At 62.7% G+C, this 12,891-nt stretch carries 11 protein-coding genes and 1 other RNA gene; 10 read left to right on the top strand and 2 right to left on the bottom strand.

The genetic code is table 11. From position 1 onward, the window contains the following. Nucleotides 1-37: 37 nt before the first annotated feature. The 4 genes from SJI03_RS26190 (at nucleotide 38) to SJI03_RS26205 (ending at nucleotide 3,868) form a co-directional block, all read left to right on the top strand. A complete protein-coding gene (locus SJI03_RS26190; RefSeq protein ID WP_322429146.1) occupies nucleotides 38-568 on the top strand; it encodes a GspH/FimT family protein in 531 nt (176 codons plus the stop codon). Nucleotides 569-607: 39 nt separating this feature from the next. Next, on the top strand, nucleotides 608-1,708 hold the full coding sequence (gene ribD / locus SJI03_RS26195; protein ID WP_322429147.1) for a bifunctional diaminohydroxyphosphoribosylaminopyrimidine deaminase/5-amino-6-(5-phosphoribosylamino)uracil reductase RibD: 1,101 nt from the start codon (nucleotides 608-610) through the stop codon (nucleotides 1,706-1,708). A 27-nt stretch (nucleotides 1,709-1,735) separates the two neighbouring features. Continuing rightward, nucleotides 1,736-2,371 (top strand): riboflavin synthase, encoded by a 636-nt coding sequence (locus SJI03_RS26200; protein ID WP_035826106.1) that lies wholly within the window; start codon nucleotides 1,736-1,738, stop codon nucleotides 2,369-2,371. Between the two features lie 99 nt (nucleotides 2,372-2,470). Next, the gene (locus tag SJI03_RS26205; RefSeq protein ID WP_322429148.1) at nucleotides 2,471-3,868 is read left to right on the top strand and encodes a hypothetical protein; all 1,398 of its coding nucleotides are present in this window, start codon (nucleotides 2,471-2,473) and stop codon (nucleotides 3,866-3,868) included. Here the strand turns inward: SJI03_RS26205 and SJI03_RS26210 are convergent. Further along, nucleotides 3,865-4,290 carry an OsmC family protein gene (locus SJI03_RS26210; protein ID WP_034759136.1) on the bottom strand — a complete coding sequence of 142 codons (426 nt, stop codon included), beginning with the start codon at nucleotides 4,288-4,290 and terminating at the stop codon, nucleotides 3,865-3,867. The genes SJI03_RS26205 and SJI03_RS26210 overlap by 4 nt on opposite strands. A gap of 427 nt (nucleotides 4,291-4,717) precedes the next feature. Here SJI03_RS26210 and ribBA point away from each other — a divergent pair, with 427 nt between their 5' ends. The 3 genes from ribBA to nusB all read left to right on the top strand — a co-directional run bounded on the left by ribBA (nucleotide 4,718) and on the right by nusB (nucleotide 7,040). Then, a complete protein-coding gene (ribBA, locus tag SJI03_RS26215; protein WP_099380459.1) occupies nucleotides 4,718-5,839 on the top strand; it encodes a bifunctional 3,4-dihydroxy-2-butanone-4-phosphate synthase/GTP cyclohydrolase II in 1,122 nt (373 codons plus the stop codon). A gap of 59 nt (nucleotides 5,840-5,898) precedes the next feature. Further along, nucleotides 5,899-6,381 carry a 6,7-dimethyl-8-ribityllumazine synthase gene (gene ribH, locus SJI03_RS26220; RefSeq protein WP_034759563.1) on the top strand — a complete coding sequence of 161 codons (483 nt, stop codon included), beginning with the start codon at nucleotides 5,899-5,901 and terminating at the stop codon, nucleotides 6,379-6,381. A gap of 188 nt (nucleotides 6,382-6,569) precedes the next feature. Continuing rightward, nucleotides 6,570-7,040: a transcription antitermination factor NusB gene (gene nusB / locus SJI03_RS26225; RefSeq protein WP_034759129.1), complete on the top strand. Its 471-nt coding sequence runs from the start codon at nucleotides 6,570-6,572 to the stop codon at nucleotides 7,038-7,040. Between the two features lie 222 nt (nucleotides 7,041-7,262). Here nusB and SJI03_RS26230 read toward each other — a convergent pair whose 3' ends face one another. Next, complete coding sequence (locus tag SJI03_RS26230; RefSeq protein ID WP_199534502.1) at nucleotides 7,263-8,180, bottom strand: transglycosylase SLT domain-containing protein; 918 nt, start codon at nucleotides 8,178-8,180, stop codon at nucleotides 7,263-7,265. A 478-nt stretch (nucleotides 8,181-8,658) separates the two neighbouring features. Here SJI03_RS26230 and ubiD point away from each other — a divergent pair, with 478 nt between their 5' ends. The 3 genes from ubiD (at nucleotide 8,659) to dnaX (ending at nucleotide 12,866) form a co-directional block, all read left to right on the top strand. Next, nucleotides 8,659-10,143: a 4-hydroxy-3-polyprenylbenzoate decarboxylase gene (gene ubiD, locus SJI03_RS26235; protein ID WP_071650179.1), complete on the top strand. Its 1,485-nt coding sequence runs from the start codon at nucleotides 8,659-8,661 to the stop codon at nucleotides 10,141-10,143. 76 nt (nucleotides 10,144-10,219) lie between these two features. Then, nucleotides 10,220-10,318: signal recognition particle sRNA small type (gene ffs, locus SJI03_RS26240), an RNA gene on the top strand. Between the two features lie 238 nt (nucleotides 10,319-10,556). Next, a complete protein-coding gene (gene dnaX / locus SJI03_RS26245; RefSeq protein WP_322429149.1) occupies nucleotides 10,557-12,866 on the top strand; it encodes a DNA polymerase III subunit gamma/tau in 2,310 nt (769 codons plus the stop codon). The last annotated feature ends 25 nt before the right edge of the window (nucleotides 12,867-12,891 follow it).

Here is a 12,891-nt window from a genome sequence, read left to right on the forward strand (position 1 = left end):
ATTCGGGCGCACCCTCGGCCGTACCCTCGGACACACCATGCTCGAATTGCTGGCCGTGCTGGCGATTGCCGCGCTGCTGGCGGCCGCTGCCATGCCCAGCTTGCTGCACCTGCTGGCGCGCCAGCAGGTGCGCGCGGCGGCGACCGACTTGTTCTCGGCCATCGAACTGACGCGGGCGCAGGCGATGGCACGGGGACAACGCGTGCTGCTGGTGCCGGCCGGGCCCGGTGGCGTGGACTGGCGCACGGGCTGGCTGATCTTCATCGACCGCAATGCCAACCTCGTGTTCGATGGCGATGACGAATTGCTGTTCCGCCAGGGGCCGCTGCCGGAGGGCATCACGGCCCAGTTCGCGTTTTCCTCGGCCACGGCGCCGTTTTATATCGCCTACAATGGCGCAGGACGCAGTTGCAGCGCGACCAATAGCCTGGCGGCGCGCTGGGGTACCTTGTCCCTGGCTTTGGGAAAGCAGGTGCGGCATATTAAAATCAATATGCTGGGCAGGGTGCGCGTGTGCGATCCGCAGCAGCAGGCGGCCAATTGCAGCGGCGTGGCCGACAGTTCGTAGCACGACTTATCAATTACTCACCTTCAAGCAAAGAAGCCCGTGGAAATACTCAACGATATCGATGGCATGCGCCTGGCGCTGGAATGGGCGGCGCGCGGTTTGTACACGACCTCGCCCAATCCCCGCATCGGCTGCGTCATCGTCAAGGATGGCCAGGTGATCGGCGCCGGCGTGACGCAGGCGGCCGGGCAGGATCATGCCGAGGTGCAAGCGCTGGCCAATGCGGCGGCGCGCGGCAACGACGTGCGCGGCGCCACCGCCTATGTCACCCTGGAGCCGTGCAACCATCACGGCCGCACGCCGCCATGCTCCGATGCGCTCGTGCGCGCGGGGCTGGGCCGCGTCGTGGCCGCCATGACGGACCCGAACCCGCTGGTGGCGGGGCAGGGACTGGCCAAGCTGCAAGCAGCCGGCATCGCCGTCACCACGGATGTGCTGGCCGACGAGGCATATGAAATGAATATCGGCTTCTTTTCGCGCATGCAGCGCGGCAAGCCGTGGGTGCGCATGAAAACGGCTGCCAGCCTGGACGGCATGACGGCCTTGCACAATGGCCAGAGCCAGTGGATCACGGGGCCAGAGGCGCGCGCCGATGGCCACGCCTGGCGCGCGCGCGCCTGCGCCATCCTGACGGGCATCGGCACGGTCAAGGCGGACGATCCGCAATTGAACGTGCGCGCCGTCGAGACGCCGCGCCAGCCGCGCCGCATCGTCGTCGACAGCCGGCTCGACATCAGCCTCGACGCGCGCATCTTGCAGGGCGGCGGCACGTGGATCGTGGCGGCAGTTGCCAATCCGGAAAAGGAAGCGCAGCTGCGCGCCCTGGGCGCGGAAGTCATCCTGCTGCCGAACGAGGACGGCAAGGTCGATCTGGCCGCGCTGATGCTGGAACTGGGACGCCGGCAATGCAATGAAGTTCACGTCGAGGCCGGCGCCAAACTGAACGGCTCGCTGATCCGCGAAGGCTGCGTCGACGAGCTGCTGGTCTACCTGGCGCCCACCTTGCTGGGCGACGCGCAAGGCATGTTTGCCTTGCCCGCCTTGACGGATATCAAGCAACAGCGCACTTTGCAATTTCACCAGGTTCAGCAAGTGGGCGAAGATGTGCGTATCCTTGCAAGATTCGCCCAGCGCAATTAATACTTCACACTTTTATAGGGTTAGTTCATGTTTACAGGAATTGTTGCCGCCATCGGCAAGATTGAAACCGTGCAAGCACTCGACGGCGGCCTCGACGCAGGCGTGCGCCTGAACATCCATGCGGGCGGCTTGCCGCTGGCCGATGTGGCCCTGGGCGACTCCATCGCCATCAATGGCGCCTGCATGACGGTGGTGGAAAAATCGGACACGGGCTTTGCCGTCGATGTCTCGCGCGAAAGCCTCAATTGCACCGTGGGTCTCGATACCACCACGGAAGTCAACCTGGAAAAAGCCCTGACCTTGGCCGAGCGCCTGGGCGGCCACCTGGTTTCCGGCCACGTCGATGGCTTGGGCATCGTGCGCAAGTTCGAAGCCGTGGGCGAATCGTGGGAACTGGTGATCGAAGCGCCGCATGAACTGGCGAAATACCTGGCCTTCAAAGGTTCCGTCGTCGTCAATGGCGTGTCCCTCACCGTCAACCGCGTGGAAGACCTGGGCGCGGGCGCCGTCAATGGCTGCCGCTTCTCGATCAACCTGATCCCGCACACGATCGCCATGACGACCTTGAAACACTTGACGGTTGATGGCAAGGTCAACCTTGAAATCGACCTGATCGCCCGCTATGTCGAGCGCATGTTGTCGCTGGACAAGGCTGCCGCTTAACACCACAGCGTAAGGCAACACACCTGCCGCCTTGCCAGGCGTGTGTTGCTTTTCTTGCAGACGCGCATACTATGAAGCTTTCCGCAGTGGAGGCTAGCCATGGACCCGATTTCGCGCGCAACCGTGCCCAACACCATCCCGGCCACGTCCCGCGTGGGCGCAACGGCACCTCTGGCGCCTGCGCTGCCCGTGCTGCCTTCCGGCGCGGCGGCTCTCAATACCATCCTGTCCTCGACCCAGGTCGACATCTCCCCACTGGGCCAGTTTCTGTCCGGTGTGGCCTTGTCGCGCCGGCAACTACTGGCCTTGCAGGGCGCCACGGAAGAGGGCAGGGCGGCGAATACCCCCGTGAATGTCAATGACGACTTGCTGGCGGTGGCGCGGCAGCTGACGGAATCGTTCGCCCAGCTGCAAACGAGCGGCATCGATGCCAGCCAGCTGGCGACGGCCGGCGATACGCCGGGCAGCCTGGCGCAGCGCTACGATTTGCTGTCGGGCGATGGCACGACGGATGCGGCGGCCGCGCTGGCGCAGGACGGCAACTTGCTTACGCAAGCGCAGCTGGCCCGCATCGGCATCGATCTGCGCAATGAAGATGTCGATGCTGCAACGTTGCAGGCCGCGTATGCGGCCGACAGCAATGTCACTCTGGACGCCTTGCAACAGGGAACGGACGTGCTGGCGCAGGTGGGTGCCGTGCTGGCCCGGCAGCAGGGCGCGCCGCTGGCGAGCAATGTCGAAGCGGATTTGACAGGCGAAACACTGCCGTCCAGTGCCGCGCAAGCCTTGCAGGACGCGCCGCCGCAGGTCGTGGACGAGGCGCCGCCGCAGACGATCGCCATTGCGCAGCGGCAACTGGAACTGCAGCAGCAGCTGGAAGCGGAAGAACTGAACCTGGACTTGCAGGAGCTGCGGCCGCAGCCGTCGGCGCAAGCCGCCGCCGATGCAGCGGAACTACTGCAGGCGCAGCGCGCGGACAAGCAGCGCGTCGATGTCCAGCGCATCGACAGCGAACGCATCAATACCGATCAGCAGGCGCAGCAGCAGGAAGCGGCACGCGTGGACGAACTGCGCCAGGGGCAGGTGCAGCAGCAGGGTTTGCAGCAGCAGGCGCAAGCGGCGGCGGATGATGCGGCGCGGGCGCAGCTGGCCGCCAGCGACGCGCAAATGGCGGCTCAGGCGGCCAGTGACCGGGCGCAGTCGCTGGCGCGTGCGGCGCAGGGGCAAGCCGATGCGGGCCTGGCGACGGCTCAAGCCCAGTTGGCCCGGCAAAATACGCAGGCGCAAGAGCTGGCCGCGCAAAACGCGGGCATGGCCGTGCCGCCGCCGTCATCGCAAGACCCGTCCGTGGCGGCAGCCATTGCCGCCTATAACCTGAACAATGCAGCCCTGAATCCGGGGTTGATGAACCGGCCATTGCCGGCCAGCGACTCGCGCCTGCCGCTGGTGGCACCCGTCGCTGCCGTGGCGCCCGTCAAGCCCGTGCCTAAAATCTAGGGCAGCAGGGTGGCGTCCAGGGTAATGTTGGCTTTAAGCAGCTTCGACACGGGGCAGCCGGCCTTGGCCTTGCCCGTCAATTCCTCGAATTTTGCCTGGTCGGCGCCCGGTATCTTTGCTTTCAGGATCAGATGGACGGCCGTGATGGCAAAGCCGTCGTCGACCTTGTCGAGGGTGACTTCGGCCGTTGTCTCCATCTTTTCCGCCGTCAGGCCCGCTTCGCCGAGGATCAGCGACAAGGCCATGGTGAAACAGCCCGCGTGCGCGGCGCCGATCAATTCCTCGGGATTCGTGCCGGGCTTGCCTTCGAAGCGGCTGGCAAAGCCGTAGGGATATTCCTGCAAGGCGCCGCTGCGCGTGCTGATGGCGCCCTTGCCGTCCTTGATGCCGCCTGACCAGATGGCCGATCCGTTGGTTTTCATGTTGCCGCTCCTGTGTGGGGTATCGCTGCGAGAGGGGTGTCAGCGCCGTGACGGTGACTGGCCGATCTTATGCTCTTTGCAAGGCCGGCGGCGCGCGCCTTGCCGTCGCCGTGTGCGCTGGATCAGGAAATGGGCGCTTTGCGGGACTAGCTGCGGCATCCGTGCCGCAAAGCTGTCTTATTTCAGGTCTGCAAGCGCTAAATCCTTTAAAATAGCAGGTTATAAGAAAATTCCCGGAAATCCGCGGAGTATTCGCGCTCGATATTTAGTTTCAGTTTTTAGTTTCATTAACAACGCCAGGCAAAACCGTCGCGAGCGGAAGGGAGAGGTGGCTGAGAAGCGCAACCGTACGAAGGTACGGTGAGCATCGCAAGCCGCCTATACCGACGCGCAGCAGGTTTTGCCAGGCGTCTTCAGAGGATGAATAATGTCAATATCAAGCACCGAAGAGATCGTCGCTGAATTACGCGCCGGCCGCATGGTGATACTGGTCGATGAAGAAGACCGGGAAAATGAAGGCGATCTGGTGCTTGCCGCCGATTTCGTGACACCTGAAGCCATCAATTTCATGATCACGCATGCGCGTGGCCTGGTCTGCCTGACCCTGACGGAAGAGCGTTGCGACGAGCTGAACCTGTCGATGATGACGTCGCGCAACGGCACCGCCTACGGCACCAACTTTACTGTTTCCATCGAAGCGGCCGAAGGCGTGACGACAGGCATTTCCGCCGCCGACCGCGCCAAGACCATCCAGGTCGCGGTTGCCAAGGGCACGCAGCCCAGCGATATTGTCCAGCCTGGCCATATCTTCCCGCTGAAAGCGCAAAAAGGCGGCGTGCTGATGCGCGCAGGCCATACGGAAGCCGGTTGCGACCTGACGGCCATGGCCGGCCTGACGCCCGCGTCCGTGATTTGCGAAATCATGAAGGATGACGGCACCATGGCGCGCCTGCCGGACTTGCTGGTATTTGCCGAGCAGCATGGCCTGAAAATCGGCACGATTGCCGACCTGATCCATTACCGCAGCCAGACGGAATCCCTGGTCGAGCGCGTTGCCGAGCGTACCCTGCATACGGCGCACGGCGAATTCCGCCTGATCGCCTTCCGCGACAAGCCTAGCGCGTCGGCCCACCTGGCCCTCGTGCACGGCGACCTGGCCCCCGGCCTGGAAGCGCTGGTGCGCGTGCATCAGCCCGTTTCCCTGCTGGACGTGCTGGAAAGCGAAGCGACCACCCACTCGTGGACGGTGGCCGCCTCGATGGCCGCCATCAAGCAGGCTGAGCGGGGTGTGATGGTCTTGCTGAACTGCGGCGAGACGTCGAGCGAGCTGTTTGCCCAGTTCGCCGCGCTCGATACGCCGCAAGCCAAGCCGAAAGGCCGCGCCGCCAGCATGGACTTGCGCAGCTACGGCATCGGCGCACAAATCCTGCGCGACCTGGGCGTGAGCAAGATGCAATTGCTGGCCAGCCCCCGCAAGATGCCGTCGATGGCCGGTTTCGACCTGGAAGTAACAGGTTTTCAGTGCCATCCTGGCCAGACGTCGATGTGAGAGTAAACGATGGCGGCATGTGTGTGTCGCCCTGAACCACCAGATTAAAGAGGCTTATGATGACAGTAGGAGCATATGAAACCAATTTTGCCGGCGAAGGTTTGCGCGTCGGTATCGTCCAGGCACGATTCAATGAAATCGTCGGTGGTGGCTTGCTGTCGGCATGCCTGGAAGAGTTGAGCAAGCTGGGCGTGGCCGATGAAGATATCCTGCACGTGACCGTGCCGGGCGCCCTGGAAATCCCACTGATTCTGCAAAAAATGGCAGAAACCGAGCAATTCGACGCCCTGATCGCACTGGGCGCCGTGATTCGCGGTGAAACCTACCACTTCGAGCTGGTATCGAACGAATCGGGCGCAGGCATCACGCGCGTCGGTCTCGATTACGGCATCCCGATCGCCAACGCCGTGTTGACGACCGAAAACGACGAGCAGGCGGAAGTGCGCATGCTGGTCAAGGGAGCCGAAGCGGCACGCGTGGCAGTGGAAATGGCCAATCTGGCGCAAGCGCTAGAAGAGTTGCAGGACACCGACGAAGATTAAGCGCGTGTGATAAGAATGCCATGGCTGCGTTGCAAGGCCTCGCCGTACTTTCGTACTGTCTTCGGCCTCGCGCCTTGCCCTGACATCCTTCTCACGCACGCTTGAATTGCGGCTGCGCTGCCTAAAAGCGTGCCGCAGTGTCTCGTCGGAATTTGTAATGAACAAGTACTTAAAAACAGGTAACAATCATGACTGAGAAAAATTTGCTCGCCAATCCCAGCAAAAACCGCACGCCGCGTCACCGCGCGCGCGAGTTTGCGCTGCAGGGCTTGTACCAGTGGCTGCTGAACAATGAAGACGCGACCACCGTCGTGAACAATATTCGCGCGGCGCATGGTTTCGACAAGGCCGATGGCGATCATTTCACGGTGCTGCTGTACGGCGCCATCAAGGATTCGCTGGCGTTGCGCGAAAGCATGGCACCCTTGATCGACCGCAATATCGCGGAACTGTCGCCCATCGAACACGGCATCCTGCTGATCGGCGCGTTCGAGCTGAAGAACAACATGGAAATCCCGTACCGCGTCGTCATCAACGAAGCGGTCGAGCTGGCCAAGTCGTTTGGCGGTATCGACGGCCACAAGTATGTGAACGGCGTGCTGGATAAACTGGCAGTGAAATTCCGCGAGGAAGAAGTCAACGCCAACAAGCGCAAGTAATATAGGTATGGATCCAGCGGCGAAGGCCGCAATGGATGCAAAAAGGGCAGACTGAAAAGTCTGCCCTTTTTGCTGTCGGAGTGTTGCGCATTAACGCATCGGCGCCTCTTCAAACCGTAGCGAGCAAGCCCGATGTCGGGTTGAGTAACGCAGCTGTACTGGAGTACAGCGAGTAACGCCGACCCGAGCGCGGGCTGCGCAGTAGGTTGGAAGAGCGCGTTACTACAGGCCGGCGATCTCGTTGTGGGGCAGCACTTTGATGGTGATGCCGCTTTCCGGCGCTGGCGCCTTGGCTGGCGCTGGCGTGTTCGATGCCATCACTGGCGTCGTGGTTGGCACGCGCTGGCCGGCGGACACTTGTTTCAGGCGGCGATATTCGGCCAGCACGCGCGAGCCGTAGCCCGAGTCGGTGGCGAAGTTGGCGGCGCCGACATAGGTTTTCAAGCCCGCTTCGACGGAACCGCCACGCGTGACGTAGTCTTTCAGGATCAGGGAACCGACGCGGATGTTGGCGACCGGATTCAAGGCTGCTTGCACGCCGCCCATTTCCTGGAAGCGCTCATGGTGCACTTTCGACATGACTTGCATCAAGCCTTGCGCGCCGACGGGGCTTTCCGCGAACGGGTTCAAGCCCGATTCGATGGCCATCACGGCCAGGATCAGCAGCGGGTCCAGCTTGATTTCACGGGCCGTCAGGTATGCCGTCGAGACGAGCATATTGGTCGCATCGTTGGCCACGCGGTAGCGCTTGGAGAGCCAGTTGGTGACCCATTGCTGCTGCTTTTGCGTGCCCAGCAAGGCTTTTTCTTCCTTGCTCAGCGGTGCGTCGCTGGCGGCGGCCGTTTGCACGGAAGCAGGCGCTTCCATCAGTGCCGACAGGGCCGGCGCTTCAACGGCTTGCGCCTCTGCCATCGGCAGCGGGAACAGGCTGTGCGTCAGTTGTTTGCCCAGGTCCGGGCGGAACATCAGCAGGGCGATCAGTGCCAGGGCGGAAATGCCGAAGACTGTCAGTGTGTGTTGTGCCGTGGTCAATACGCCACGTGCCGAAATGGCTTGTGCGCGGGCGCGCAAACGCGCCAACGCTGGCTGGCCAGCCACGGTTGAAGCAGGCAATGCTGCTTCAGTGCTACGATGAGTCATAGAGTTCCCCGAAATGTCGCGTCAACAGGCAGTCCCTCCGCGGTGTCGCGGTGTTGTGGGTACTGCCAATGCCGTGCATCAGAAATATCATCGTTTCCGCCGCGTATGGATGCGTGCGAGAAACGCCGTCATTGCTTGCTTGAGCTGATCGGTCCCGTTTTGGTATTGGATCAGTCGCAATACAACTTTTACCGGGGGTAAGGCAGACGCCTTTTGAAAACACTCCTTAAAATGTCATGTGGAGCCCCGACTCCGTGAATGAAAGAGAAACGCTAAAATCAAGCTCTGGGCCGGCGTGCTCTTTCAAGTTGGGCGAATTGTAGAAGCCGTTTTATATCAAGTCAATACTAACGAATCGTTTCTTTATTACTTTTATGTCTTACTTTTTGACTTGCATTGTGCCAAAAGCCAATAAAATCAATTACTTGGCATAGATCCTTCAGCAACGGCGTCCGACGTCAAAAAAAATTAAAAACACATGAAATATTCAGATTTGCGAGATTTTATTTCTCAACTGCAACAAATGGGTGAACTTAAGCCCATTTCGACCCCCATTTCACCGATTTTGGAGATGACGGAAGTTTGCGACCGTACCTTGCGCGCAGGCGGGCCGGCCTTGCTGTTCAATAATCCGACGGGATACGACATGCCGGTGCTGGGCAATCTGTTCGGCACCACGCGCCGCGTGGCGCTGGGCATGGGCGCGGAAGATGTGAGCGAGTTGCGCAAGATCGGCCATGTGCTGGCGCGGCTGAAGGAACCGGAACCGCCGAAGGATTTCAAGGACTTGCTGGGACTCGGTTCCCTGGTGAAATCCGTGTGGGACATGTCGCCGAAGGAGTTGCGCGGCGCGAAATGCCAGGAAATCGTCTGGGAAGGCAATGACGTCGACCTGGCGCGCCTGCCGATCCAGCATTGCTGGCCTGGCGACGTCGCCCCCCTGATCACCTGGGGCCTGGTGATCACCAAGGGCCCGAACAAGAAGCGGCAAAACCTGGGCATCTACCGCCAGCAAGTGCTGGGGCGTAATAAGGTCATCATGCGCTGGCTGGCGCACCGGGGCGGGGCGCTGGACTTCCGCGAACACGCGATCCAGAGCAAGGGCAAGCCGTATCCGATCGCCGTCGCGCTGGGCGCCGATCCCGCTACTATATTAGGGGCCGTCACGCCGGTGCCGGACAGCCTGTCCGAGTACCAGTTCGCCGGCTTGCTGCGCGGCAGCCGCACGGAGCTGGTGAAAGCCATCGGCAGCGAGCTGCGCGTGCCTGCGTCGGCCGAGATCGTGCTCGAAGGCCATATCTATCCGGATGAAAACCATCCGAGCGGCTATGAGCACGCGCTGGAAGGGCCGTATGGCGACCACACGGGCTACTATAATGAGCAGGACAGTTTCCCCGTGTTTACCATCGACCGCATCACCATGCGCCGCGACCCGATTTACCACTCCACGTATACAGGCAAACCGCCGGACGAGCCGGCCGTGCTGGGCCTGGCCCTGAACGAAGTGTTCGTGCCGCTGCTGCAAAAGCAGTTCAGCGAAATCACGGACTTCTATCTGCCGCCCGAAGGCTGCAGCTACCGCATGGCCGTGGTGCAGATCAAGAAACAGTACGCGGGCCACGCCAAGCGCGTGATGTTCGGCGTGTGGAGCTTCCTGCGCCAGTTCATGTATACCAAGTTCATCGTGGTGGTCGATGAAGACGTGAATATTCGCGACTGGAAAGAAGTCATCTGGGCCATCACGACGCGTGTCGACCCCATCCGCGACACGACGCTGGTCGACAACACGCCGATCGATTACCTGGACTTTGCCTCGCCGGTCAGCGGCCTGGGCAGCAAGATGGGTATCGATGCGACGAATAAGTGGCCGGGCGAAACGACGCGCGAGTGGGGCACGACGATTGCCATGACGCCGGAAGTGAAGGCGAAAGTGGATGGGATCTGGCAAGAGCTGGGCTTGTAAGGGAAACCAGGGGCTGGGGGAGTCCGGTTTTTGCGTGACTTCCCCAATCTTGCGCAGGTCGGTTATAATTGTCCCCGGCGGGCCCCTGCGCATCGTGGCATGGCTAACCTGGTCAGGTCGGGAACGAAGCAGCCACGGCTATTAACCATGAGTGCCGCAGATCAGGCTCGCCTCCTTCGGGAATGTTTTATCAGGATCAACAATCAAGCTGCCATGGGCAGCTTTTTTGCTTTTACGGCCCCGTTTTCTTTCCGATCCGCAGCATTGCCGGACTTGCCGTGTTTTCCCTGTTTCTGCCGGGCCATGTTATACAATTGCTGCTTTGCCGCGTTTGCCATATTGGAATGGCCCGGCCATGAGGCTTGCGCCCGCCGCGCAGGATCACCCGCAAAATCGCATGGTAAAATCTCAGCATGTCCTATCAAGTCCTCGCCCGTAAATACCGCCCCAAGAATTTCGAGACGCTCGTCGGCCAGGAGCACGTCGTGCGCGCGCTCACGCATGCCTTGCACAGCGGCCGATTGCATCACGCCTACCTGTTCACGGGCACGCGCGGCGTCGGCAAGACGACCCTGTCGCGCATCCTGGCCAAGTCGCTCAATTGCATCGGCCCCGATGGCACGGGCGGCATCACGGCCCAGCCTTGCGGCGTGTGCGAAGCGTGCACGGCGATCGACGCGGGACGCTTTGTCGACTATATAGAGATGGATGCGGCGTCGAACCGCGGCGTCGATGAAATGGCGCAGCTGCTGGAACAGGCGGTCTACGCGCCCAGCAATGCGCGCTTCAAGGTCTATATGATCGATGAGGTGCACATGCTGACGAACCACGCGTTCAATTCCATGCTGAAGACCCTGGAAGAACCGCCCGAGCACGTCAAGTTCATCCTGGCCACGACGGACCCGCAAAAGATTCCCGTGACCGTGCTGTCGCGCTGCCTGCAGTTCAACCTCAAGCAGATGCCGCCCGGCCACATCATCAGCCACCTGGACAATATCCTGGGGCAGGAAGGCATCGCCTTCGAACAGCCGGCCTTGCGCCTGCTGGCTCAAGGCGCCCACGGCTCCATGCGCGATGCGCTGTCCCTGACGGACCAGGCCATCGCCTATGCGGCCGGCGAAGTCACGCTCGATGCCGTGCAAGGCATGCTCGGCGCGCTCGACCAGTCCTACCTGGTGCGCCTGCTCGACGCGCTGGCGCAGCAGGATGGCGCCGATCTGCTGGCCGTGGCCGACGAGATGGCCTCGCGCAGCCTGTCCTACAACGGCGCCCTGCAGGATCTGGGCACTTTATTGCACCGCATTGCGCTGGCGCAAACCGTGCCGGCCGCCTTGCCGCAGGATTTGCCCGAATATGCGGACATCGTGCGTCTGGCTGCCGCGTTCGACGCGGAAGAAGTGCAGCTGTTTTACCAGATCGCCGTGCATGGCCGCAATGAACTGGGCCTGGCGCCCGACGAATATGCGGGCTTTACCATGACCTTGCTGCGCATGCTGGCCTTTCGGCCCGGCATAGGCGGCGCCGATGGCGTGCCGGCGGCACCAGCCTCCGTCCCAGGCAACCGTCCCGCCGCCGTGGCTGCCGCGCGCGCTGCGGCAGGGGCATCCGCACCGCCCGCCCGTGCCGCCACGAACAGCGTGGCCAGCCACGCCGCCGTGACACCGCCCGCCGTGGTCGCAGCCGCTGCCGCCAGCATGGCGCGCAGCGAAGCGCCGCCGCCACGCGCAGCTGCTCCGGCACCGGCACCGGCGCCTGTAGCAGCCCCGGCGCCAGCACCAGTGCCGCCGCCTGCCGCTGCTCCCGCTGCGGCTGCCCCGGCAGCCTCGGGCGCTCCGATCAGTTCCGCCCGCGCCGCCATCAATGCGGCGCTGGAAGCGGCCCGCGCCGCCTCGAAAGGACGTCCGGGCAGCGCGCCATCGGCGCCATCGTCGGCGCCCAAGCCAGCTGCACCGGCACCGGCAGCGGAACCTGTCGCCGCGGCGCCAGCCCCGGCTGCACCCGTCCAGGCCGCGCCGCCACCACCGCCCGCCGCCGCGAAAGCACCTGCGCCGTGGGACGATGCGCCACCGGTCGCCGTGATGGAAGCTCCCGTCCAGCAGGTACGTCCTGCCGCACCGCCGCCACAGCAGGCGCCCGCCGACGACGACTTGCCGCCGTGGGTCACCGAATTTTCCGACGACAGCGCCTCCGCCGCTGTAGCGGCGCCAGCTGCGCAAAGCAGCGAGCAGCCGGCCGTCATCATGCCGCAGCGTGCCGCCAAGCAAGCCGCGCCCAGCGGACCGTATGTGATCACGCCCGTGCCGGGCCTGGACTGGGACGGCAACTGGCCGGCCGTCGCTGCCGTGCTGCCCCTGCGCGGCATAGCCCAGCAATTGGCCGTGCAGGCCGAGCTGATCGAATGCCTGCACGACGGCCACAGCACCACGTTCCGCCTGCGCGTGCCGATCGACACGTGGCGCAGTCCGGCCAACGTGGAAAAACTGGCGGCCGTGCTGAGCGAGCGCTTCGGCCGCAAGGTCAATGTCGACACGGAACTGGGCGCCGTCTGGTACACGGCCAGCGCGGAAGCGCAGGCCCACCGCGAGGCGTGCCAGCTGCAAGCGGAAGAAACCATCGCCAGCGATCCCTTCGTGCTCGACATGAAGCGTGCATTCGACGCTTTTGTTGTGCCGGGAACGATTACCCCTGCACCGGCCGGCTCCGCCGCGCCGACCCTGCATTGATGATTAACAAAACTCACAAACTGAA

Origin of the sequence: Janthinobacterium sp. GMG1, assembly GCF_034427795.1 — a bacterium.
GTDB lineage: Bacteria > Pseudomonadota > Gammaproteobacteria > Burkholderiales > Burkholderiaceae_D > Janthinobacterium.